At 39.1% G+C, this 23065-nt stretch carries 26 protein-coding genes and 1 pseudogene; 2 read left to right on the top strand and 25 right to left on the bottom strand.

Going from position 1 to position 23065, the window contains the following annotated elements; genetic code table 11:
• Positions 1-750 precede the first annotated feature (750 nt).
• The 24 genes and pseudogenes from DWW77_RS02325 to DWW77_RS02210 all read right to left on the bottom strand — a co-directional run.
• Positions 751-2544 carry a DUF4209 domain-containing protein gene (locus tag DWW77_RS02325; protein ID WP_118607975.1) on the bottom strand — a complete coding sequence of 598 codons (1794 nt, stop codon included), beginning with the start codon at positions 2542-2544 and terminating at the stop codon, positions 751-753.
• Between the two features lie 123 nt (positions 2545-2667).
• Positions 2668-4050 (bottom strand): DUF6034 family protein, encoded by a 1383-nt coding sequence (locus DWW77_RS02320; RefSeq protein WP_118607974.1) that lies wholly within the window; start codon positions 4048-4050, stop codon positions 2668-2670.
• Positions 4051-4160: 110 nt separating this feature from the next.
• Positions 4161-5420 (bottom strand): sensor histidine kinase, encoded by a 1260-nt coding sequence (locus DWW77_RS02315; RefSeq protein WP_118607973.1) that lies wholly within the window; start codon positions 5418-5420, stop codon positions 4161-4163.
• A 2-nt stretch (positions 5421-5422) separates the two neighbouring features.
• Positions 5423-6082 (bottom strand): response regulator transcription factor, encoded by a 660-nt coding sequence (locus DWW77_RS02310; RefSeq protein ID WP_118039749.1) that lies wholly within the window; start codon positions 6080-6082, stop codon positions 5423-5425.
• Positions 6083-6441: 359 nt separating this feature from the next.
• Positions 6442-7548, bottom strand: a complete 1107-nt coding sequence (locus tag DWW77_RS02300; protein ID WP_059085798.1) for an RNA-guided endonuclease TnpB family protein — start codon at positions 7546-7548, stop codon at positions 6442-6444.
• A 698-nt stretch (positions 7549-8246) separates the two neighbouring features.
• A complete protein-coding gene (locus DWW77_RS02295) occupies positions 8247-8438 on the bottom strand; it encodes a DUF6019 family protein (protein WP_059085796.1) in 192 nt (63 codons plus the stop codon).
• A 63-nt stretch (positions 8439-8501) separates the two neighbouring features.
• On the bottom strand, positions 8502-8852 hold the full coding sequence (locus DWW77_RS02290; RefSeq protein ID WP_059085795.1) for a DUF2116 family Zn-ribbon domain-containing protein: 351 nt from the start codon (positions 8850-8852) through the stop codon (positions 8502-8504).
• Between the two features lie 59 nt (positions 8853-8911).
• A complete protein-coding gene (locus DWW77_RS02285) occupies positions 8912-9163 on the bottom strand; it encodes a hypothetical protein (RefSeq protein WP_235812351.1) in 252 nt (83 codons plus the stop codon).
• Between the two features lie 44 nt (positions 9164-9207).
• Positions 9208-10656 carry a L,D-transpeptidase family protein gene (locus DWW77_RS02280; protein ID WP_118607972.1) on the bottom strand — a complete coding sequence of 483 codons (1449 nt, stop codon included), beginning with the start codon at positions 10654-10656 and terminating at the stop codon, positions 9208-9210.
• A 60-nt stretch (positions 10657-10716) separates the two neighbouring features.
• A complete protein-coding gene (locus DWW77_RS02275; RefSeq protein WP_235812414.1) occupies positions 10717-11295 on the bottom strand; it encodes an energy-coupling factor ABC transporter ATP-binding protein in 579 nt (192 codons plus the stop codon).
• A gap of 339 nt (positions 11296-11634) precedes the next feature.
• Positions 11635-13125 carry a UDP-glucose--hexose-1-phosphate uridylyltransferase gene (gene galT / locus DWW77_RS02265; protein ID WP_059085793.1) on the bottom strand — a complete coding sequence of 497 codons (1491 nt, stop codon included), beginning with the start codon at positions 13123-13125 and terminating at the stop codon, positions 11635-11637.
• On the bottom strand, positions 13119-13469 hold the full coding sequence (locus DWW77_RS02260) for a DUF2500 domain-containing protein (protein WP_059085792.1): 351 nt from the start codon (positions 13467-13469) through the stop codon (positions 13119-13121). The genes galT and DWW77_RS02260 overlap by 7 nt, the downstream gene beginning before the upstream one ends.
• Position 13470: 1 nt before the next feature.
• Positions 13471-13650, bottom strand: a complete 180-nt coding sequence (locus DWW77_RS02255) for an AraC family transcriptional regulator (RefSeq protein WP_021652242.1) — start codon at positions 13648-13650, stop codon at positions 13471-13473.
• 427 nt (positions 13651-14077) lie between these two features.
• The gene (locus tag DWW77_RS18440; protein ID WP_179963059.1) at positions 14078-14173 is read right to left on the bottom strand and encodes a hypothetical protein; all 96 of its coding nucleotides are present in this window, start codon (positions 14171-14173) and stop codon (positions 14078-14080) included.
• A gap of 28 nt (positions 14174-14201) precedes the next feature.
• Complete coding sequence (locus DWW77_RS02250; protein WP_059085791.1) at positions 14202-14681, bottom strand: hypothetical protein; 480 nt, start codon at positions 14679-14681, stop codon at positions 14202-14204.
• Between the two features lie 61 nt (positions 14682-14742).
• Positions 14743-14937 (bottom strand): zinc ribbon domain-containing protein, encoded by a 195-nt coding sequence (locus DWW77_RS02245; protein ID WP_055056113.1) that lies wholly within the window; start codon positions 14935-14937, stop codon positions 14743-14745.
• Between the two features lie 80 nt (positions 14938-15017).
• Positions 15018-15398, bottom strand: a complete 381-nt coding sequence (locus DWW77_RS02240; protein WP_055056114.1) for a DUF4825 domain-containing protein — start codon at positions 15396-15398, stop codon at positions 15018-15020.
• 92 nt (positions 15399-15490) lie between these two features.
• The gene (locus DWW77_RS02235) at positions 15491-15823 is read right to left on the bottom strand and encodes a DUF1648 domain-containing protein (RefSeq protein ID WP_055056115.1); all 333 of its coding nucleotides are present in this window, start codon (positions 15821-15823) and stop codon (positions 15491-15493) included.
• Positions 15811-15972 (bottom strand): hypothetical protein, encoded by a 162-nt coding sequence (locus DWW77_RS17910; protein ID WP_173722117.1) that lies wholly within the window; start codon positions 15970-15972, stop codon positions 15811-15813. Before DWW77_RS17910 ends, DWW77_RS02235 begins: the two co-directional genes overlap by 13 nt.
• A 118-nt stretch (positions 15973-16090) precedes the next feature.
• Positions 16091-16294, bottom strand: a complete 204-nt coding sequence (locus DWW77_RS18435) for a PF20097 family protein (protein ID WP_015524992.1) — start codon at positions 16292-16294, stop codon at positions 16091-16093.
• Positions 16295-16394: 100 nt separating this feature from the next.
• Positions 16395-16727, bottom strand: a complete 333-nt coding sequence (locus tag DWW77_RS02225) for a DUF3784 domain-containing protein (RefSeq protein ID WP_059085790.1) — start codon at positions 16725-16727, stop codon at positions 16395-16397.
• Positions 16728-17108: 381 nt separating this feature from the next.
• Complete coding sequence (locus tag DWW77_RS02220) at positions 17109-18350, bottom strand: ABC transporter permease subunit (protein ID WP_059085789.1); 1242 nt, start codon at positions 18348-18350, stop codon at positions 17109-17111.
• 1 nt (position 18351) lies between these two features.
• A complete protein-coding gene (locus DWW77_RS02215) occupies positions 18352-19245 on the bottom strand; it encodes an ABC transporter ATP-binding protein (RefSeq protein WP_118607971.1) in 894 nt (297 codons plus the stop codon).
• A pseudogene (locus DWW77_RS02210) lies at positions 19223-19612 on the bottom strand (response regulator transcription factor); the annotation flags it as partial. The gene DWW77_RS02215 and the pseudogene DWW77_RS02210, both read right to left, overlap by 23 nt.
• A gap of 380 nt (positions 19613-19992) precedes the next feature.
• On the opposite strand from DWW77_RS02210, the gene DWW77_RS02205 reads away from it, so the two are divergent.
• Positions 19993-20472, top strand: a complete 480-nt coding sequence (locus tag DWW77_RS02205) for a sigma-70 family RNA polymerase sigma factor (protein WP_055056121.1) — start codon at positions 19993-19995, stop codon at positions 20470-20472.
• Positions 20469-21911, top strand: a complete 1443-nt coding sequence (locus tag DWW77_RS02200; RefSeq protein ID WP_114001675.1) for a hypothetical protein — start codon at positions 20469-20471, stop codon at positions 21909-21911. Before DWW77_RS02205 ends, DWW77_RS02200 begins: the two co-directional genes overlap by 4 nt.
• A 274-nt stretch (positions 21912-22185) precedes the next feature.
• On the opposite strand, the gene DWW77_RS02195 is transcribed toward DWW77_RS02200, so the two are convergent.
• On the bottom strand, positions 22186-23052 hold the full coding sequence (locus tag DWW77_RS02195) for a DUF2971 domain-containing protein (protein WP_059085782.1): 867 nt from the start codon (positions 23050-23052) through the stop codon (positions 22186-22188).
• Positions 23053-23065: the final 13 nt, after the last annotated feature.

The raw sequence follows: 23065 nt of genomic DNA, 5'->3' as shown, positions 1-23065 counted from the left end.
GCTCGCCATCTCACAAACGTATCTGTCTGCTTTATTCAGTTGTCAAAGAGCTGTGGTGAAAGCGTGTTGCTTTCATATAAAAGCAGGTGGCAGAGCAGGAAAGAGGGGGATATTAAATCATGCTCCGCTAAAAACTGCTTATTCTTCTGGTTCTAAGTCCATATCTTCAATATCAAAACCTAAAATCATTTTGATAAGTGCTTGCAAGAGCTAAGAAGCCCGTACACAATCGTTTTAATATCTTTTTCATAAATCTAATGCTCCTTTCATTTTGGGTAATAAAATAGCCGTCCAATAAGAACGGCTGAAAATAGAAAAGGAACGTCATTTTAGGCGTTCCATAGTCTATGAAATATTCAATTTTTTCTTGTTTCAATACTGATGTGCTGTACCATATCTTTGCATATCTAGGAAAACTTGCGTATCAAGGCTCATTCGTTGGTAGTAAATAAGTAGTAAATTGATGAGTTTGTTTCCTTGAAAATGCTGATAGATACTGTATTTTAGCGGATAATCAGATTTTTATTGTGTTTTTTATTTAAAAATATATGTTTATGAAAAACACTCTGACTACTAATAAGTTGGAGTGTTTTTATAATTCATATTATATTTATAGATTTACTCTCAGTGCTACACATTCCGGGGGTTGAGGGCGTCCCCAAAGTGCGTTTTGATATCCAAACGATATGCTTGCCGGGTACTTCCAAACACTTTTTAAGGAAACCATACCATCCGTCCAACCATTTTATATTAATTCTCATCCGTATTATCGTTCTTCTCCATTAGCTGTTTCAGCTTTTTATTTATTTTACTTCTATTCTCCTCCTGTAATTTTCCGCAGAATAGATAGCAAAATTTCAGTGCAAACCACCAGATATACAAAGCTTTAAAGCTCTGGAATGCCTGATCATCCAGCATTCCATGTGCCACATTGTTGCGCATGTTAAATCCAAATTTTGAACAGAAAATCGTATTTAAAGCAAATATAAGGTCTTCATCCAGGCTTTCTTTTACTCCTTCCAATTCTAAGACAGCGTGCATTGGTTTTACTTCTTCAATCCCTTCTTCATTCATGTTGTAAACAGGTTCTCCACATTCCACTGCCAGATATCTTACTGCATTTTCTATCTGTGGAATCAGGATACTTAGCGCCGTCAAAAAATCTCCTGAAAAGCCAAACATAAGACCCTTGGTATACGATTCTTTTCTCCCCTCCGGAATCGCACAACTTACATCTACAATCTTTTTTACATCACTCTCTTCGATCACAAATCTGGAACGAATATATTCAAACGTATTTCTCACCAGGATCTGTGCAAAATAATCCATCTCCATGGTTGCTGTCCGCTCCATATTATCCTTAAGCGCACCTTCATCGATTGTTCCATCGGGCTTTTTCACAGGCCCGCTTTTAGCAATTAATTTTCCTCCTTTTCCAAGGATTGCCGCTGGAAATATCGTGTGCAGGATCCCAGTCCTATTTAATACCTGATTCTTTACCCTTTCTCTTTCCGGAATCGGAAGAAATGAAGCAAAATAACATAATGCCTCTTCTTTATCAAGATCTTCCAGTTGGCGGAACAGTTCTTTTACAATGCCGCTGGCATCCTGTTTATCACTCCATACCATCATCTCCGAAAGGGAAGCTTCTTCTATCTGTGCTATTTCCTGCAACAGTGCCTTTCTTTCTTCTTCCGTACCTTGTATGGTCTTTAACAACTGAATAACCTCTTTCAAATTGTGAATCTTTCTCATTGAATTTCCTTTGGAAGAGGCCCCGGCATATTCAGCCTCCATCCGGACAGCCTGAATCTTACGTCTTCGTGTCGCAATCAGTTTAGGTTCAGTAATACACTTTTTCTTCAGCCAGTTATTTTTTCTGCAATAGAGTTCTTCCAACAGATCACAAAACTTACCAATGAGCAGTGCATCGCAGCTATTATCATCGTAAGTTTTCAAGATATTTTCCACATAAGGGATCAGATATCCTGTATCCACTTTTTCCTCCATGGCAGTTTTTATCAAATATCCAATTTTTGCGTGGCTGCTGTTATCATACTCTTCTAATACTTTTATCAGCAGATTCTTTCGCACCTCTTCATTGATTTCCTTGCTTCGGATTTTTTTAGAGATAAACAAGATCCGGTTTATAGCCATGATATGATCTGCAAATGCACCGGTGTTCTTCAAGTGTTCGCAATAAGCCGTTTCTGCTATTTTAGCATTTGAAAAATCATTTTTCACAACCCATAAAAAATCTGATATCTTTGCCTTGTTGATCGGTGCGATGGGATAGCTTCGGATTTCCTCCAGCAATGCCTGATACTCTTCTCTATTTATATCTTTCCGATTCCAAATGCTGCGGGCATAGGAAAACGGTACGTCTTTAGGCGTATCAATCCATCGTTCCACAATAATATCCACCAGAAGATTCCTGAATTCCCCATCCATCGTTCCGCAGAAATCTGTCAGTGCTTTCTCTGCCGTTTGAAAATTAGGTCCTTTTAAAATCTCTGCAATCTGCTCTGCCATTTTTTCTGCCATACATATTCCTCCAACCTTTTTCTATAGGAAAAGTATAACGTATTTTTCTTTTTCCTGTAAAGCAGAAAGACCTGAAATTCCAGGTCTTTCGGTCATCATTGATTAGAAATTGAAATTCACACTCTATTTTATATCCTTGGAACCCATAGAAGCCGCCCATCCAGCCTGAATCCTTTGTATTACGTTTCCATCCCGTGCATCAATCGTAAGGAGTGGAACACCTGCAGCATCCATCGTCACGTCTCCCATGACCGGTCCATCCTCCCCATTTCCGTACTCATACTCTGGCTCTTTGGATGTCCAGGTTCCATAAAAATCCCACACCGGGATCAGGACTGCTTCGGTATCGCTGCCTTCACTGTCTGGCATGCACATATAACCCAGTTGTACCTTTGTTATGGTTATCTCCGCACTCTGTGCATCAATGGACGGATAACGGTAGTGGCTTCCTCCATCGACAGAGATCAGCCGATTCTTGTCTTCTGTCATTACCTGCAAAGTGATCGTTTTTTCAAAGATATCCTTGACCTCATCAAAAGGAAGTAAGAACAGCCTCTCATCGGAAGCATTCGATGCTTCTATGGGATTTCGGTGCAGAAAACTCTGAAGTGTCCCACTGCAAAAGTCCATCGTCAGTACTTCATTTTCCCATCCTTCAGACTGTCCTTCATGAAGTGTTCCGTCCTCATTTTCCCATTCAAGAGCCTGCTCATTAACAGGCAGAGAGGTTTCCCTCACATAATTAACCGGAACCCCGTCTATCATCCGTTCAAAAATGAAATCATCTTTTTCCAGGGTAGTGCTTCCTTCAGTAAGTGCTTTTGAGGAACTTTCAAATATCTCCCAGTTTCCGGACACAAGACCTGAAACCTTCTCCTTTGCTTCCTTTTCAGATACTTTCCCGCTTCCTGCCTTTATATAATTTTGAAAGCGTTCTTCCCTTTCTTTTTTCTCACTTGATGCCAGGGTCATGTCCCCACAATCATCAAAGCTAAACTTCGCTATCTGAAATCCAAGTTCCTCCACATCCGATACCTGCTCGCTCTGTACATAAGAATACCGATAGGTCAGTCCATCTACTGTATACGTCCCCGCCTGTTCGTTCTCATTCTTCTCTTCCTGCATGGACTGTCCTTTTCCGAATGTGTCTTTTATTTTATTCTGTTCTTCTTCAGGAATCGCCAATCTTTTTACTTTTTTTAAACAGATTGCATCTACATCCGGCACTTTTATCGGTGCATCCGCTGTCAGGGTAAAATTCATCGGGGTTTCTTTATCCTCCCGGCCCGCTGATCTTAGATCTGCCTGGATCGTTGTCTGGTATGTTTCCGGTGCCTGTACCTGTTCGGCAACGGTTTTCTGAACTGTCTCCTTTTTCTCTTCTTTTTTCTGTTCTGTCTGATCCTTTTCTTCCACAACAGCAGACTGGACAATACGGTCACATCCGGATAATGTCAAAAGATTCATACACAGAACGGCTCCCATAAACATTTTTATTTTCTTCATCCTTTTTCCATCCTTTCCTTTCGGTATTAAAAAAGGTACCCTCTTCTTATGAGAAAAGAGTACCATATTGCTTCGCTGATGTATTCATCAAGATGTAAACAAATTGTAAATCAGAAGATGGCTCTTACCGTGGTCCCCTCTCCTGGCTGGCTTTCGATCTTCAGAAATCCGCCATGGATTTCAGCCACCTTCACACAGAGTGCCAGCCCAAGTCCAGATCCGCCTTCTTTTCGGCTTCGTGATTTGTCCACCATATAGAATGCATCTGTGATCTTTCCCAGTTCTTCCTCCGGGATCCCCATTCCGGTATCCGACACCTCAAAGATCTTTTTTCCAGCTTTCTCATAAGCCTTTACCCAAATGCTTCCACCGGCATCCGTAGCCTTTAGGGCATTGTCGATCAGGTTTATCAGAAGGCTTTCCATCAAGGCCGGATCCATTTTCATGGAAAAGGCTTCACATTCCATCTTGAGGTGCACCGCTTTCTTTTCTGCCTGTTCTTTTTCCATGTCTATGACATGGTTTAAAAGGTCACCTGCCATGGTCATTTCCATCTGTATGGCATGGTTCTGATAAAGCCCCAGCATCTGCAGCATCTTCCCAGAAAGAGCCTCCAGGCGTTTTCCCTCCCGGTTGATATGTTCCAGTGCCCGGTCTTTCTGTTCATCTTTCAGCTTTACATGGCGCAGGGTATCCGAATACCCGATAATGGACGTTAACGGGGTACGCATTTCATGGGAAAGTGCCCCCATGAGCAGCTCCTGTTTCTCTGCCACTTCCTGTAGCTTCTCCATCTGTTCCACAGTTCTTCGCATCATCATATAAATAAAAAGGCCGGCGATCAGGAACACAGCCAGATAAATTCCCAAAAACCAGACAGCGGTCTGTCTCAGCTCTGCAAAAAGCCCTGTGACTTCCCGGACAGAGAGGACTTCGTATCCTTCCGGTCTGGATAATGGTTCCAGCTGGAGAAGGAGGTATTTCTGTCCCAGTTTCTGTATCTTGTAGGCATACGGATCTCCTTCATCCTTTAAGCCTAAATTTTCGAGTCCCACCACTTTATAATCTGTCAGGTTTTCAATGACGGCATTGCTTTTTCGGTCGATCAGGGCCATGCCTTCCCCACAGCATCGCTGGAACTGAAATCCCATATAAGCCCGCTTTCCAGTCTCGGACATCTGCTCATATTTGCTGTTATCCCAAAATTGTTCCAGGAGTATCTTGCCATTTTCCAGCTGTCTTCCGTAGGTCTCTGCAGCATTATTGAGGCTTCGTTTTCCTGTGATATAAAGACTTAGCGTTCCCACTGGGAGCAGGGCACATAATAACGTTACCAGCATAAGAAGTACCGTTCGTTTCCACAGCTTCATCCTTATTCCTCCAGACGGTATCCAAGTTTCGGGATCGTCCTGATCTCATCATAAAGTTCCAGCTTTTTTCTGAGCTGTCCGATATGGACATCCACCGTCCTGCTTTCTCCCAGGTAGTCTTCTCCCCAGACCCGTTTTAACAGTTCTTCCCTTCCAAGCGCAATATTCTTATTTTGCAGGAGCAGCACAAAGAGGTCATATTCCATTGGCTTTAGGCTTACCGGAAGCCCGTCTTTGTAGACCTGATGGCTTTGCATGTCCACCAGGATGTTCCGGACCGTTAAGACTTTCTTGGCCCGTCCCGTCCTCTCCAGTACCTTCTCAATGCGTACCAGAAGTTCCAGCATCTCAAAAGGTTTTACCATATAATCTTCCGCACCCAGCTTTAATCCCTTCACCTTGGAAGCCACATCATCCTTTGCAGTCAGGTAGAGCACCGGAAGCTCCTTCTTTTTAAAATCCTCCATCAATGCAAACCCGTCTTTTCCCGGCAGCATGATATCCACTACTGCCAGGTCCGCATCCTCCTGCCATAAGAGCAGCCTCTGGGCTTCTTCCCCATCATACGCTGCCACAGTCTCATACCCTGCTGCCTCCAGGTTCATGCACAGCAATTCTGAAATTGCACGGTCATCTTCTATCACTAAAATTTTATTTTTCATTCCCGTTGCCACCTCTAACGCTTTTCTATAGTATAGTTTTTTATATCCCAAGTCTACATTGCATTTGTTCTTGCTTTCTCATCATTTATACGTATCAGGGCACGATAATGTGACCAGCTCAATTCAGGGCACAGTGTGTCTCGAATTAGAAAAGTACAATAAAACTGAAATTATAGATTTTTGTCCCTTTTCTTTTTGGCCATTACGAATCCAAACAGTGACATGCTCCCACCACTTAAATCTCTGATTTTGAAGTGGGGGCTTCTTGCTCAATGGCTCTACTGAGCCAAGTATCTACAAGCTATCCTCGCGTGCCCCGCGATTTTTATTAGTCCGGTTACGGACTTTTTATTGTGCTGTCATGCACATTCTGCAAAGATTCTTTTTCCCTCATTCATGATGTTAACTGCTGCATTTACATCACGGTCCATTCTGTGTCCGCATTCACAGTAATAGATCCTTTCAGATAAAGACAATTTTTCTTTTTTCTTTCCACATGCACTGCAAATCCTACTTGATGCAAAATAACGATCTACTTTTATCAGATACTTCCCGCGTTCCTCCAGTTTATATTCCAGCATAGACAGAAACAGGCCATATCCATTATCATGTACGCCTTTTCCAAGATGAAGTCCTCCTGCCATCCCTTTCAGATTCAGATCTTCCACGCATACTGCATCGTAGCTCTCGGCAAGACTGGCACTGAGTTTATGTTGAAAGTCTTTTCTCTGATTTCGGATCTTTTCATGGCACAGTGCAACTCTTTTCTTCTGTTTCTTATAATTCTGACTGCCTTTCTGACATCTGGACAGCTTTCTCTGTTCCCGCGCAAGCTTTTTCTCTGTATTTCGATAGAACATCGGATATTCAGCTCTTTTACCGGTAGAAAACACACACATTCCCTGCATCGCAAAATCGATCCCAATAAATTTTTCTGCCGGTCTTTTTTCTGCTGTTTGGTTTTCACAGCAAAACAAAAGACTGGCAAAATATTTTCCGGATGGCTCCCTGCTGACTGTCACAGATTTCAGTTTCCATTTTTCTGATACCGGACGGTGAAGCTTTATTCTGACAGCCGTCATCTTAGGCAGTTTCAGATATTTCCCTTCCAGAAAGATATTTCCATTCACCACGTTTGTTGTATAGGATTTCCTTGATGACTTCTTTGATTTGAAACGCGGAAATCCTGCAGATGGTTCACGAAAAAACTTATGGAATGCACTTTCCAGATGCATCTGTACATTTGCTAACGCCAATGAATCCACCTCTTTCAGCCAGGGATATTCTTTCTTGTAACTGGCTGGTGTGTTCCTTAACATCTTTTTTTCTTTTTTATAATGTTCCATTTTGTCAGCAAGCATACAATTATAGATGAAGCGACTGCAACCGATTGTTTTATCTATTTGCACACGTTGTTCTGCATTTGGATAGATTCTTATTTTTACTGCCCGATTTATTTTTCTCACCTTATTCCTACATATGAATGATTTCAATCATCGTTTTTTGAACAATATGTTCTCTTTTTATTATTATAATACAATTCCAACACGCGAACAAGTGTTTTCTTTTTTTGTTTATAAAATTCTTTTGAGCATTTATGCTCAGATCTACAATTCATCTCCCACCTATAGAGGAAGGAGAATTCTTGTTATATTTTGTTAAATAACTATCGTTATCAATTCTATTCCAATCGAATAATACTCCTTGTAAGAATTGATCATTCATCTAATCACCTGCCTGTAAAAAACACTTTCTAATCTACCTTTTCTTTCTCTTTGGACAAGAAGCAAAAAGAACAGAATTGATTATTCCAACTATCCACTGACTGTTTATGAGTCCAAATAATCTTGTTTGTATGTACCCTCTGAATAATACTTCTAATGTTCTCTTTGCTACAGTAAAAAAATAAAAAGAAGCCAGCAGTCAAAATCAAAGGGATCCATATCTGTGATAAATTCAGCACAATAACATTTATATTTGTTGTATAAAGCCAGCCCTGACAGAAAGCACTGCACATGATTAAGCAGTAAACTGCAAGAGCTTTCATCCCATCCCTTTTATCATTTTTTCTCAAATTACTTTCGTACTATATATTTAACCAACTCATTCGATCACTCCCACATGCCAGCTAATTCTATTATGCTTTCATCATCTCTATAAACTTTTATTTATCTTCTAACTCAAATCCGAGTTCTTTCAATTCTTTTTCGTTTCTGACATCTTCTTCCGTTTTCTTTCCAGTAATGGCACTGTAGGCTTCTTTGATTCCATTTTTCACTGCCCATTTGATGACGAAATACAGCGCAATCAAAATAATAATTGCGGTTCCCCCGCTTAAACCTAATTCATTCCACATAATCATTAACTCCTCCGATTTCGTAACTTTCAATTTATTTTCAATTTTGCAGGCTGGGATTTATCATTGAATAAAACACATCCATACTCCAACTGCTATAATCAATATGCCTGATATTCTTCCTGCGAATTTTGACTTTTGATATCCTAGAAAATTAATTGTTTCAGGAGTTGTAAATGGCAATAAAACAACATCTATACCCATTACTACAATCCCAATTCCTATTATAAAGACATTATTGTTAGAAATAATGCCATAAAACATAACTAAGAATCCCAAAATAATGCCTAATGTAAAATACTTGATTTTATGGCTGTCTTTATCCATCATCTTTTCATAATAATTTTCACATTTACTGTTACAAAATTCAAAATTATCATTGAGTTTTTTGCCACAATATTTGCATTTTTTCACACTCTATTCCTCCATAATTTCCGTTTTGTTACTAACATGATATCATATTTTTTTCTCAATTACATCCACCTAATTTTATACACTACCATTCGTTTTGCTTCTGTAACCAGCATCCTCTTGATCTTCTCCTGCAAGGTTTCCTTTGCATCTTCATCAATCGAATAAATCTCATTTATCTCGATTTTTTTCGGTTCCCGGTCAAAATGGTCAAAGACTTCTTTCCATATCTGGACGGAACATACACACTTTTCTTCCATGAAATTATTGCTGATAATTATAAAAAAAACAGAAGACCATTTAAGATCTTCCATTTTATAAACAAACCTCTATATAAAACTATATATCCTGCCCATTTTTAATAAAAACAGACAATCGGCACACTTTCGTCTATCCTATTATAAAGTTCTGCCGCTTTGTCCGCCGGAAGATTAATGCATCCATGGGATCCACCACCTTCTCGGAAACGATTTCCTCCAAAGTATGGCTGCCATGAAGCATCATGAAATCCAATCCCCCCATTAAAAGGCATCCAGTAAGTTACTGGTCTTTCATATTCATATTTCCCATTTTCCAGCATCTTTCCTTTCAGCACAGATGGACTTTTCTTGTAATACAGTTGAAAAATTCCCGGTGGTGTCTGCCGTTTTGCATACTGCATATCTCCTGACACAATATCCGATTCCAAAATGATAGAACCATCCTGATAGTAATATAAATGCTGTGCAGACAGGTCCACTTCAATATACGTGCTGCCTATATCATTCATTCCCCGTGCATTTGCCCGCATAGCGTATACCGGTTCCCGGCTTATCTGTACTCCTGCAATCATTTCCTGCATAATGGTTTCTATTTCTTTTTCCTGATCGATCTTCCATCCATAAACGGAACTATACACCTGAACAGTACGTCCGCTTGTTGTACAAAATTCCCTCTCTGTATTTACGGTATCATGTGTGGCAGCCAGCTGTGCCACATATTCTGCCACACACTGTCTCAGTTCATCCTCATTTTTTTGCAGCCGTCCTCTCTCATCAAAAATAAGCCATTTTCTGATCTCGTCTCCCTCCAATGTTACCGTTTCTTCTCCAAATATATATACGATTTTGGTCCGAATCAGATTTTGGCATTCTTCCAATGAATTTTTAAGATCTGGATCATCTTTCAGTACTGCCGCTTTTACATAAACAGCCGGACAGCTATTCAGGTCAATCGTTCTTTTTTTGCTAGCAACCGCTTCTGACAGTGCCTGATAAGCTCCATTGAAATCCAGGGTATTCCCTTCTGTTTCCGGTACGATTTCAAACTTCGAATCTTTATAAGCTACATATGCATCTTCTGGTGCTGTCTGATTCTCTTTTTTTACACATTCCAGTTTTTCCAGCTGTTCTTTTAACTTCACTTTATCATAGGTCATGTTTTCCTTGGCTGTATAATTTTGTTTTTTCCAAAATCCCCGAACCCATTTATATAGTTTTTGTTCATCCAGATATTGGGAAATACTGCCATCCGAAACATAACGATATCCGATCAATTTTCCATTGATACTCTGTGATTTCAGATTTCTTGCCTTTACTTCCAGCAGATAATCCTCTGCTTTTTTAGCAACCGCCTGTTCTGCCTCTTCCGATGTTTTTCCAGAACAGTTAATTCCATTGATCGTTGTTCCCCGAAAAAATCTGTCTGAATAGTAATAAGACATTCCTGCATAGCCAGCCATAGCAAAGAACACTATGATGACAGTGATTATTGTCCACATTTTTTGCTTTCCATTATCCTTACCGGTTATCTCTTTTCTTTTTCCCATCCATGCCCCCTGTTTTTAACGATAAACAGCATTCAGACATATTTTTTAAATCGTCTGATTTTAATATCTCCGATTTAATAAAAAATAACCAGGGCTGCTGGAAAAAACATTTTCTTTTACAAACAGTAAGCTGATTTCTACAAAACATTTTACGCTGCTCTTTTCTGCGAGGATCCGTATCAGCCGTCTCCGGTTCTTTGGGTCTAATGCTGTTGATGGTTCGTCCATCAGCATTACCTTTGGGTTCATTGCAAGGATGGTGGCTATGGCAGCTATTCTCTTTTCGCCACCTGACATCTTATAATTCTGGCGGTCTTTCAAATGTATAAGGTCCAGTTCTTCCAAGGCCTCCCTGGCAAGCTGATCTGCTTCTTTTCTGCTCTTACCATAATTTAATGGTCCAAATATCATATCTTCATAAACCGTCGGCATAAACATCTGATTATCAGAATCCTGAAACACATACCTCAGGCATTGCCGGATTCTACTTGAATTTTCCTGATTTACTTCTGTTTCATCAACAGTGATCTTTCCCTTTGCAGGGATCAGTCCCAGCATTGCCTTCATTAGCGTAGACTTCCCTGCACCATTGGCTCCGATCAGCCCCACCTGTTCTCCTTTACTGATATGGAAAGACACATAATTCAAGGCATTTTTCTCTTCTCCATATCCAAATACTACATTTTCAAATTTTATTATTTTCGTCTACACTTTCTATACAAACATTCTTCCCAGCAGCACTGTGACTGAGCATGTTCTCATCAAAATAAATACTGATACCCAGAAAATCACATATCCCCAGGATGCAAGTTTGTTATATGCTTTCTCTGCATAATAAAATTCCCCATGGAATCCCCGCAATTCCATACTTTCGTATAATGCAACTGCCCGATCCATGCTTCTTAAGAGTAGCTGCCCTAAAAAAATGGGAGGTTTCACTTACCTCCCATTTCCCAAAGAATCCTTTTATTTCAGTTTTTATAATGTTTCAAGAAAACGCATGAATGCTTCTCTTCCCTCGGTCGTACATTTGTATACTCCTGCATCTTCCAGAACATGGGTAAATACGATTCCAATCTCTTTCTGAAGAATGCCATGGATGTTTTCTTTTGTGATTTCCGGATATTTCGGAAGAAACTTCTTAACCCACTCTGCATGTTTCTCAATCTGTTCATTTGAAGAAATATCTTTGCCTTCGAGAATATACTCTTCCAAAAGTTCCATCTCACCTTTTAATCTGGCCGGAAGAACTGCAAGTCCCATAACTTCGATCAGACCGATATTTTCTTTCTTAATATGATGATATTCTGCATGCGGATGGTACACTCCCAGCGGATGTTCTTCTGTTGTGATGTTGTTCCTTAATGTCAGATCCAGTTCGTAGGTATCACCTACTTTACGTGCAATTGGTGTAATTGTATTATGTGGTTCTCCATTGGTCTCAGCATAAATAAATGCTTTTTCATCGGTATAGCCTCTCCATACTTCCAGCACATGTGTTGCCAGATCTACCAAACGGTTGAAATCTTTATGTCGAATACGAAGCACAGATAATGGCCATTTTACAATTCCAGCCTCTACATCTTCAAATCCCGGAAGTACCACGTGCTGCTCAATTGGTGCTTTTGCCATTGCAAATGTATAATGTCCACCCTGGAAATGATCATGGCTTAGGATCGAACCACCTACGATCGGCAGGTCTGCATTAGATCCAAGGAAATAATGCGGAAACAGTTTTACAAAATCAAACAGTTTAATGAATGCATTTCTCTCGATTTTCATTGGAGTATGCTGGCAGTTAAACACAATGCAATGCTCATTGTAATACACATACGGAGAATACTGGAATCCCCAAGGAGTATCATTGATTGTGATCGGAATAATTCTGTGGTTCTGCCTTGCCGGATGATTAACACGTCCCGCATATCCTTCATTTTCCGGGCAAAGAAGACATTTCGGATAACTTCCGGATTTTACATTCCTTGCCGCGGCAATTGCTTTTGGATCTTTTTCCGGTTTGGACAAATTGATGGTAATATCAATCTCACCGTATGGACTGTCTACCTTCCACTTTTGATCCTTCTCTACACGATACCTGCGGATATAATTGCTGTCCTGACTCAGCTTATAAAAATAATCAGTAGCTTTCTTCGGGCTTTCTGCATATTTGTCCCAGAATTCTTTTTGTACCTGACCCGGACGTGGCATCAGACAGTTCATCAATCTGGTATCAAATAAATCCCGGTATACAATACTGTCCTCAATCAGACCTCTTTTTACGGCTTCATCCAGCAATTCGTCCAATGTTTCTTCAAGATTAACAGGTTCCTCAATGTTGTCCGGTTTTTCATAATCATCTTCATGAAAAACATCCAGCAGAAGATTTGTTGTGTAGTTTCTTTCACATTCCGGTGTCAGACCTGTTGTAATCCCATACTGTACCAGTTTTGCAATGCTTTCACTTAACATTTTTCTTCCTCCTGTGCTTCACTTTTAAATTTATATTTTTGGTAACATATATACCGATTTCCCTGATAAGTCAGCATACCTCGATCGCCTTTTTCCAATTCACGAAAATCTCCCTGTTGCATTTGAAATTCCATCAAACTTCCATCTGTCATCTCAAATACAACGCGAAACCAAGGTACATGTGCTTCAGACTGCATATGGGTATAGATTCCTTGCTTCTTTTCAACTACAGTCGCATCAACAGATTCAACTGCCGCACTACTATTATTGCTGAAACTTAACAACATTTGGGTAAATACAAACATCATGATTATGAGTGCTGCTACACAGATTATAAATGCCATCCTATTTCTCCATTCCAGATATTTCATCCTGGGTCTGACTTATATGTTGTTCACGATAAAAATTCCGGTATTCCCTTGACGTTACTTTATATCTTTCACGAGATACCCGGTTAAATGTCCTTTGGCTCTCAACTCCTGCATCCAGGCAAATGTCTGTGATGCTCTTACCAGTACATTCCAATTAATCTCCTGCAAGTTTTGTCTACTTTTTCTTCCCATTTGGCAAGTAATAGACGTCTTCTGATATTATAATGTGCTTGTAAGATAAAGAAAGGAGGAAAACGAAATGAAAAGATTTAAAGCATACGTCAACTACCTCATGAACTTCTATGCCAACTACTTCAGAATTTACCGCTATATGTAAAGGACATTCCTGCCATCACAGGAATGTCCTTTACGGAAACCCAGTTTCAATGGTTTCCCTTATTATACTCTAATTTAGTTGCATTTGTACATGAACAGGATTCTCGAAAACATAGACAAAATTGAACAGAATTATGAAAATACTCTTACCACGTTTTTTGATTTTTAAACCACTTATTAGCAGACGGATCCGCCAATGCTGAAAACGGATAGGCAGTTTTCCTTTCAGCTTTCAATTTGTCCAATTAATAATCTCTGAATTTCCATACATCTGATGGATTTGCATTTTTCATCCTCAGCATTCTTTGAAGCTGCTCTTCTGTAAACCACAAATCGTGCAGTATTTTTCCGAAATATAGAGGCTAGATATCAGACCGCTTCATTGCAATTATAAACTGTTGATTTACCAAGATTATTTACATATACGGTAATCAAGTCGCCTTTCTTAAGATCCGGCTTTTCCCATACCAAACGGCTTTTATGATAATACACTTTATCATGATATGTAAAACTATATAGAATCCTGTATGGAATCTGTCTTCTATATCTTGTGTATTTTTGCAAATATACTTTTTCTACCAAGCCCTTCACTTTTGTACCATTTTCGATTAATTGTAAATGTAATTTATCAAGCTTTGCAGTATAAATTCCAAGAGCAGCACTTATTATACACAAAAGCACCCCCGTTATAGAAAACACAGTTCCCAACATATCTGGATTCTGAATACCTGAGTTTACTGCTGGTTTTAATATCCCAAGAAAACTTAAGATACCGGAAACAAGAAAGAATGTTCCTATCCAAAAGAAGATAACTCTCAATAAATCTTCTGTATAATTAAGTTTTTTCATATTTATTTTCTCCACAAGCATTCCATCAAAATTTTTTATCCTGTTTCAATCATATCTAATTTTACTTCAATTTAGTTAAATCCTCTAAATACATTTCTGTATGTCCACACTCTGGACAGACTGCAACTTTAACATCATCTATAGTTGTCGTTTTTTGTTTTTCATCTACATCTACAACGATCCCATAGCCACCGCCATTAACTTTAAGTCTTAAATCCGCTCTCATGACTGTTCCACACTTTTCGCATTTTCTCATTGCTGTCCTCCAAATATATATTTCGCTTTCCTATTTTTCTTACTACATAATAGCAGACAAAATATTAACCACTGAATGATCTACCGTTCATACGATGCAATGATTTCCTTGCTATCCGCTATTTTATAATCAAGTGTTTCCAAATTACCAATCAAATCAAATGTCATATCCGCATTAACTTGCAATTCATCTTCAATCTTAACTGCAGACGGCTCAACTTTTAGAAATACTGTTAATCCATAAGGCTTCGTTTCAGACTGTATCTGTATGCTATCATAAGAATATCCTTCCGGATACTCTTGCCCACTTACAATATTTATAACATTCGAAGAATCTCCTACATAATCTGTCTTGTACTGTGACAGGTCAGGAATCTCGTACAGTTCTTCTTTTCTGCCACATGCAGAAAGCAATATTGCTGATACCGTAAATAAAATAATTGGAATTACTTTTTTCATCATGAACCAGCTCCTCTTCACACTTTGATATAAAACAGCCTGCCCAATGAACCAGAAACTGCCATATATCTGCTTCTTTATTTATAGATCAGCCTTTAAACAAACGAAGCATAAATCATAAAAATTTCTGCGATCAATATAATTCCTAAAACACAATCAATCATCAGGTTATATTGACCAACTGTTAGCCAAGTCTTCGAATGCATCAGAACATACTTTATACTTTTTATACCACTCAAGATTGTAACAGCCAGAAGGAGTATCGGCATTAAAAAAATTTCTATCTTATTGCCAAAGTCATCTGCGACTCCATTCCCAGCAAAGTGAACGGGAATAATCTCCGGTAAGAAAAAGAAGCTTATTATCGCAATCGCAATTCCAACGATGCAAATTCCCCATGTTAATTTCCTGCTGCTTATACCATCCATAACAGTGCCTCATCTGGAACGATATCTAGTAAATATGTTTCCTTAGAAGAAATTTTTTCAAGAAGTTTTTCCAGTAAATTTTCTTCCTTACCTTCTGCTATTAGCAGAAGTTCCTTATACAAAACCGTAGGAATTCCAATAGAATACATTTCTTCCTCATATACGAGAGAGCCAAATGTCCGGCCTTCCTCGCCCTCTGGATATTTTTCTATTATCTCTTTTTATCCTTTCCCGTTACGGTCATTACAATTCAAAGAATTGAAAATCTCAATATTCGTAAGAGACAATAATCTTTCTGCAAAAATCACAATTATAGGCAGCTATGCGGTCTCCAGATATCCTTGCTGCCAACTCTGGATCCGTATTTAACCGCAAACTCTCAGAGCCTTCTTTCCACTCCAGTCCTGCCCCTGCGCCAACCGCATGCAACTGACCCTTTCGCATTTTTCCTTCACAATATGGACATCTCATATTCACGTCATCTCCTTTAAGTAATTAAAGTTCCTCTTGTTCCCGAGAATTATCCTGTTCCTGGATAGCTTGTATATCTTCTTTCGAATATAATTTTTGCCTAAATGTTCTTTTCTATTTTTTCTCGTTTCATACGTTCTTTCATCAATAAAACAAATTGAACGGTCCATATTACACACGCTGCAAAACATCCGATTCCACTGTATAATAAATCTATGGCTGCACCGGCTACAAATGGCAGTGCCATCCACATCATCCGATTTCCATATACTCTGCACATTTCTTTTTCATCATACTGTTTTCGTTCTTCCGTAGATTTCATATTATAGCCAGACAAAAATGCAGCGGCCTTTCCATTTGATTTTACAAAACTGATTCCAAATAAAAACATAATCACTGCCATTCCCAAATCAAAGATAACACAGATTATCATTGTAGACACCTCACTTCCCACTCTGGCTATCAAATAAAAAAAGCCAAACACAACAGTAAAACTTATTATGTTTGGCTAGGTCAACTTGTTATTTTTTTATCACTTCTTATGGTTGTATTATACTATATATTTTTCTATAGTAAAACAATTTTTTATATTATTTTTTATTTTAATATTATATTTCTACTATCATCAATTTTTCAGATATTTTCAACGCATAAACAATGCTATTAACTACAATATTTCCAGAAAATTCATCATAGGTTTGTGTTGCCACAAAGAAACGCTGGCTCTGAAAATCAAAGCCGTCGTTCCAAATTGTCTGCTTTTTCTTTTGCCGTCGTGCGGCAGATAATCAATTCGTTCTATTTTGAACTTCTTTTATGCTACCTGATGTCTGCAATAGGAATGAATCGCCAAGAATGTAAACACAAATAATTCAATTCCTGCCGAAAGCAAAATAATATGCGGTGTCCAGAAACTCATCCCACCGATATTCAGATAATTGAAATTTGCAAGCTGACAAAGGAAATTGTTCTGCATACCAATTCCGGCAGATGGAAGTATGGTAGAGAGCCATGTTGCTCCCATCGCCACATAAGCAAAAAACGGCATGAGAAGAACTACAATAGAGATCAGCAAAACTGTCAATGTGTCTTTACATTTTGCAGACAGGAACAACGTACAGCTAACCGTTGCTAATACAGAAAGTAAGCCCGCTGCTGCGAGAATGATCTGCAACTGCCCCAGATTGATGTTTGGCAGGTTAATGATAGAGTATCGCATCTGAAACGATGTTTTTAAGCAATCCGTCCCGAACGCTGCATCTAAAATCAGAATGTGTACCGTGATCCCGACAAGGAAAGTAACAACGAAAAGTGTAAATGCTGCCAGAATTTTGGTAATTGCTAATTGTTTACGCCCGTATTTGGTGGTTCGCAGGATGCAGTCACCGCCCGTTTGATATTCTCCGGCAAAAGTAGGAGCTGCGATTGCCACACACAAAATAGCAAGGAACAAAATATAAAACTCAATATAATCAAATGCATCTTTAGAAATTCCAGAATGAAGATAAAATGGCGTATCAAGTTCTGAATATTTTTCAAGAGCTTTCTGTTGTGCGGTTTCGTTTTCTCTTTGCTCATTCCGCATGACATCCTGTAAATGTTCTGCGCACTTTTCATAATAGGCTCCGTCAATGTCATTCGGGTCAATATCCATTAAATCAGCACCAATGCCTGTTAATGGATCAGCAAACGCTTCGGGCAGACCCATCAGCAAGTGACGGAACGGGACGATTTTTTCAATAAATACAGCCAGAGGAAAGCCCTCTTCCTCGACTGGCCCATATTCTCGAACGCAGCTTTGATAAGTTTCCAAAGCCGATTTGATCCTATCCGGGGTCACTTCACCAGCGGATGTTTTATATAAATCTTGTTTGTACTTGATCGCTGCCAAGCCGTCTAATTCTGTAACCGTGCCATCTTCGTTTGGACGGTTAATACCCTCAAATGAAATAGGCAGGTATGCCATGGCTACGGAAAGCAAAAGTGCGATTGCAAGTATAATCAGGGTGCGCCGTGACTTCAAAATACGTTTTATTTCAAGTCTAAAGAGTCGCATATTATCTCTCCTCCTTTTCCAAGTCTGTCTGCGGAAACAACCACAGATACAGATCTTCCAATCGTGGCTCCGTTGTAACAGATCCATCAATTTCCGAGTGTTCGGACAGATAACGAATAGAAACCTGATTGTGATCTTCGCCTCGCTGATTGATAATGTGCAGCCGCATTTCACATTCCGGCAGCTTTGAGGCCGGAATTGTGCAATTCCAAACCTTGCCCTCAATCTGCTTGACAAGTTCTGCGGTAGTTCCGACATCAACAATTTCTCCGGCTTTCATAATTGCGTTGCGCGTAGAAATATATTCTATGTCAGATACGATATGGGTGGAAATCAACACGATTCGATCATGCGAAAACTCGGAAATGAAATTCCGCAGACGCACGCGCTCTCCGGGATCGAGTCCTGCTGTCGGTTCGTCCATGACAAGTATCTCCGGGTCGTTCAACATAGCCTGCGCAATACCAACACGACGCTTCATGCCACCTGACAGATTGGAGATTTTTTTCTTTTTCACATCGGAGAGCGAAAGAATGTCCAACAAATGATTGATCTTTTTGGTAGTTGCCCTTGTGGGAATATCTTTCAGCGCAGCTATATACTCCAAATAATCTTTGACCGTAAAATCCCGGTGATACCCAAAATCCTGCGGCAGAAAGCCAAACTTGCTTCGGTAGACTTCACCTAACTCTCGAATGTTTTTTCCGTCATAGTAAACTGCTCCGCTGGTTGGTGTCATAATATCAGCAATCATGCGCATGAGCGTGGTTTTCCCTGCACCATTCGCCCCCAAAAGTCCCCAAACGCCGGGAGTCAATGTCAGATTGACATCATTTACTGCTGTTTTGTCTTTGAACTGCTTGCTTAACTTTCTCTGTGATGATACTGGGCGAATATTTCTTGTAACGTCTTAACTGCGCTTTCACTCTGGCAATTACTTCAAGTGGGCGAAAAGGTTTTGTCACATAATCGTCCGCTCCCAATGTCAGCCCCGTTATTTTATCCGTTTCCTCAATTTTAGCCGTTAGCATGATGATTGGATAAGTGTATTTCTTTCGGATAAGCTGGCAAAGTGAAAAACCGTTCATATCCGGGAGCATAATATCCAGAATGGCAAGATCAATGTCGCCGCTTTCAATACACGACATGGCATCCGTTGCGCAATAAAATTTATAAACGATGTAATTTTCGTTTTTCAAGTAGACCTCCAACAGATCCGCTATATCTTGCTCGTCATCTATAATCAATATCTTTTCAGACATATTTTCAACTCTCCTTTTTGCTTGTACTCGATTAAGTATAACAAATACAGCATCTAAATTCACAATGGATTACATGAGAAATTATTAAGATTTTCCTAATTTTTTTTCATGCTAATATGATAATGCACATTAGCATATTAGCATGAAAGTAATCACAAATAACACCCATGAACAAATTTAATTATAACAATGTCCCTTTGCAAATGCTTGTTTTATTGCTTTTATTATGGAATACTATCGAAAGTAGACATTTTTTTGTGCAAAACCACGAACTTGTCCATTTATAAGAAAAAGAATAAATTATTAGGGATATTTTTGATTTCTGCACGTCTAATAGATGTAAAGAAAATGCTGGCTGGCAAAAAAAAGGTGGTGTTTAAATGACAAAGGAACAACTTGGATCTCTGATCCTAGATTCAGAAAGACAATTATACTCAACTGCAAAAACAATTTTATTTAGTGACTATGACTGTGCAGATGCTATTCAAGAAACAATTGTGAAGGCTTTTTCCAACGTCGGCACATTAAAAAACGATAACTATGCCCGGACCTGGTTAATCCGTATCTTAATCAACGAATGTTACAGTCTTGTGCGTAAATCCAGTAAATTTATCCCATTGGAAAATCTAGCTGACAGACAGGAACCGGAATTAGAAAAAACAAAGAATTACAGTGAATTATATACAGCCGTAAATTCCTTAAAAGAGGAACTGCGTTTACCCGTTATTCTATACTATATAGAAGATTTCAGTGTAAAAGAAATCGCCCAGATCCTTGAAATATCGGAAGGTGCCGTTCAAAAGAGACTTGCAAGGGCAAGAGGAAAATTAAGGCAGGAATTACAGGAGGTGTCAATATGAGATTAGAAGATATGAAAAACGATATTCCCGAAACACCGGATTTTATCCATAATATGATTCAAAATGAGGTGGCAAAGCAGCTGGCGGATAATAAAGTGGCGAATCTGCGAAGAAGAAAACGATGGACAGCTCCGAAAGTTGCCGCAGTGGCAGCTGCGTGTGTGCTGGCAGTTTCCACGGCAGTATATGCAGGAGTAAATCTGTATCACTGGTTTTTGGAAAAACAGGGTTCTTATGGTGTTTCAGTCAAAATTGATGCTGGTGATGCAGCAAAGAAGACCGTACTTCCAGATGAGGTCCCAGAGGTAGATCTGTCTACTAAATATGTTCCGGAGGGCATGAGCTGGATTGACGAGTACCATCTCCAATATCCTGAGCATGACATGACTGGCGGGTTCAGTTTTTCATTTGTCCTGTTGGATAAAAATGATCTGGGACAGGTAGTACAGGATCAGAATGTTATTGATAGTGAAGAGCGTACATTTGGAAAATACCAGGGGATATATCTCAAATATAATAGCATTACCGAAAACGGGGCTCTTAACCAGAGAATTTATATTATCTGCCCGGATTTATATCGTGTGCTTATGATCTACATCGGAGATGATGTGTCAAAGGATGAAGCCATAAAAGTTGCAGAAAATCTGGTGATTGAGGGAAACACGACTATGGTAAAGACCGCCGGATTACCTACATGGAGCGGAGAGATGATATCTGAAAAGACAGAAGATGATAATGATGAAATAAGTACTTCTGTAAATGAGAAAAAACTACCCATTTACCAAATTGGTGACACCTTTGATCTGGATGTGATTGGTGAAAACACAAATGGTGAATATCTGGAAAAAACGATTTCTGTAAAGGTAGATTCTGTTCAAATTTCTGATGATCTTCAGCTTCTCGATCCGGACAAAATACCACAAGAATGGGCGAAAGCCATTGATGCTGATGGAAAGCTAGCTACAAACACATTGAATTATGTGAAATCTGGCGACGGAATCGATTCCCTGGATGAAATTGTGAAGTCAGAGGAAGTGAATCAGAAACTGGTCTATGTTACAGTTACCTATACCAATCATTCAAATGAGGAAATCGACCATATGCTTTATCTTGGTGCTTTACTGACCCTGACTAAGGAAAATGGAAAAGTACAGCTTTACATTCCAACAGAACAGGCCGGCGATGGCTATGACTACATTAGCTGGGACGGCGTGGCAAAGACTGGAGGAATGGTATATTATAGTGTCTCTGAAAATTATGGCAATGGTGGAAACTACATTTCCTCTATAAAACCAGGCGAAAGTGTACAGCTGAACATGGCCTGGATCGTAAATGAAAGCGACCTCAAAAATCTGTATCTGAATGTGACTGGAGACGGAGCTTCATATGAGTTCTCTGAATATATACTGAAAAAGGGACTAGTAGATATTCGCAAATAATATGCTATCGTTTATGATCCCATTTTTTTATATGTCATATATGAAAAAGCGTTTTTCGATTCCTTTTGGTTTCGAAAAACGCTTTCTTTGCTTCTTCGATCTCTGCACATGAAGTGTAATCTGTGGTATCCAATACGATTTCCTCATTCTTTCCATTGCCGGTTAATAATTATAACGACAGTGTACTATATGAAGCAACCGACAACAACAAAAATCATTAAATGAGTTTCGACAGAAAAAGAGATTCCACACTGTAAGTGGAACCTCTTATCTATTAACGCAATGGACAATCAGATACTTTTATATTTTGAGCCAGTTTATGCAACCCAAGATGTCTGCAGTAGTTTTCCAAATCTTTTGGATTCTGGGATGAACGTGGTCCGATAATAATTGAATTGATAATATCTTCCCTGTGCATATTTTCTGTTTCTAAGACTTTTTGTAAATCTAAAATGTAGAACTCTTTTATTATATTGAATGTTTTGTATTCGATATGAGGATCGTTGTCCGTTACAAAATATGGTGCGATTCGGATTTCCTTTTCAGCAGTAAATGTAGGATGTTTGTGAATAAGGGCACATAATGCTAAATTATCAATGAATCCATCTAAGTTGGAAAATCCTTCCAGAATTCCAGTGGAAATATATGAAGACAATAATTTGTATAATTCATGATCCCTGGTCTCCTGAGTATAATACTGTTCGCCAATGATCATCCCATGATAATATAACAGGTTGTGCAATGCTTCGGTATTGAATTCTATTGCAACACCACGTCCATGATCGGCATAGCGGTCCCATTGAGCTGCATCGTCTAATGCCTGTGACAAACAGAACATAAAAAGGTGTTTTTGCGATGTTCTGTCATATATTTCTTTAAATATTTTATCAACATCACATTTGGGTTTTATATTGTTTTGGGTAAGACCGTTCTCAATGTTCTGCTTCAGGTTATCAATAAACCCAATCACTTCTTTTGCATCATTCACATTCGTTGCGCTGCCAAACCAAATCTTTTTTTTCCTTAAAATTCCATCCAAGGCTGGAAAAGAAGTGTAATGCCATAAAGTTTTACCAACTTTCTGAACAAATTTGTCAGTAGATTCCTGTCTTTTCTGAATTTCTACTAAATTGTAGGTCATATACAATACCTCT

The sequence above is a fragment of the Ruminococcus sp. AF17-12 genome (assembly GCF_003479245.1).
Classification (GTDB): Bacteria; Bacillota; Clostridia; order Lachnospirales; family Lachnospiraceae; genus Blautia_A; species Blautia_A fusiformis.
This window is presented reverse-complemented; position numbering and strand designations above follow the sequence as displayed.

Bases quoted from the DNA above. Each gene is read 5' to 3' on its own strand.
- DWW77_RS02295 (WP_059085796.1), bottom strand. From the start codon at position 8,438: ATGTGGAATGAATTAGGTTTAAGCGGGGGAACCGCAATTATTATTTTG.
- DWW77_RS02220 (WP_059085789.1), bottom strand. From the start codon at position 18,350: ATGCGACTCTTTAGACTTGAAATAAAACGTATTTTGAAGTCACGGCGC.
- DWW77_RS02235 (WP_055056115.1), bottom strand. From the start codon at position 15,823: ATGGATGGTATAAGCAGCAGGAAATTAACATGGGGAATTTGCATCGTT.
- DWW77_RS02325 (WP_118607975.1), bottom strand. From the start codon at position 2,544: ATGGCAGAAAAAATGGCAGAGCAGATTGCAGAGATTTTAAAAGGACCT.
- DWW77_RS18435 (WP_015524992.1), bottom strand. From the start codon at position 16,294: ATGAGATGTCCATATTGTGAAGGAAAAATGCGAAAGGGTCAGTTGCAT.
- DWW77_RS02200 (WP_114001675.1), top strand. From the start codon at position 20,469: ATGAGATTAGAAGATATGAAAAACGATATTCCCGAAACACCGGATTTT.
- DWW77_RS17910 (WP_173722117.1), bottom strand. From the start codon at position 15,972: ATGTATTCTATTGGAATTCCTACGGTTTTGTATAAGGAACTTCTGCTA.
- DWW77_RS02195 (WP_059085782.1), bottom strand. From the start codon at position 23,052: ATGACCTACAATTTAGTAGAAATTCAGAAAAGACAGGAATCTACTGAC.
- DWW77_RS02250 (WP_059085791.1), bottom strand. From the start codon at position 14,681: ATGAAAAAACTTAATTATACAGAAGATTTATTGAGAGTTATCTTCTTT.
- DWW77_RS02285 (WP_235812351.1), bottom strand. From the start codon at position 9,163: ATGGAAGATCTTAAATGGTCTTCTGTTTTTTTTATAATTATCAGCAAT.
- DWW77_RS02240 (WP_055056114.1), bottom strand. From the start codon at position 15,398: ATGATGAAAAAAGTAATTCCAATTATTTTATTTACGGTATCAGCAATA.
- DWW77_RS02280 (WP_118607972.1), bottom strand. From the start codon at position 10,656: ATGGGAAAAAGAAAAGAGATAACCGGTAAGGATAATGGAAAGCAAAAA.
- DWW77_RS02320 (WP_118607974.1), bottom strand. From the start codon at position 4,050: ATGAAGAAAATAAAAATGTTTATGGGAGCCGTTCTGTGTATGAATCTT.
- DWW77_RS02245 (WP_055056113.1), bottom strand. From the start codon at position 14,937: ATGAGAAAATGCGAAAAGTGTGGAACAGTCATGAGAGCGGATTTAAGA.
- DWW77_RS02260 (WP_059085792.1), bottom strand. From the start codon at position 13,469: ATGGCATTTATAATCTGTGTAGCAGCACTCATAATCATGATGTTTGTA.
- DWW77_RS02310 (WP_118039749.1), bottom strand. From the start codon at position 6,082: ATGAAAAATAAAATTTTAGTGATAGAAGATGACCGTGCAATTTCAGAA.
- galT (WP_059085793.1), bottom strand. From the start codon at position 13,125: ATGTTAAGTGAAAGCATTGCAAAACTGGTACAGTATGGGATTACAACA.
- DWW77_RS02225 (WP_059085790.1), bottom strand. From the start codon at position 16,727: ATGATAATCTGTGTTATCTTTGATTTGGGAATGGCAGTGATTATGTTT.
- DWW77_RS02315 (WP_118607973.1), bottom strand. From the start codon at position 5,420: ATGAAGCTGTGGAAACGAACGGTACTTCTTATGCTGGTAACGTTATTA.
- DWW77_RS02205 (WP_055056121.1), top strand. From the start codon at position 19,993: ATGACAAAGGAACAACTTGGATCTCTGATCCTAGATTCAGAAAGACAA.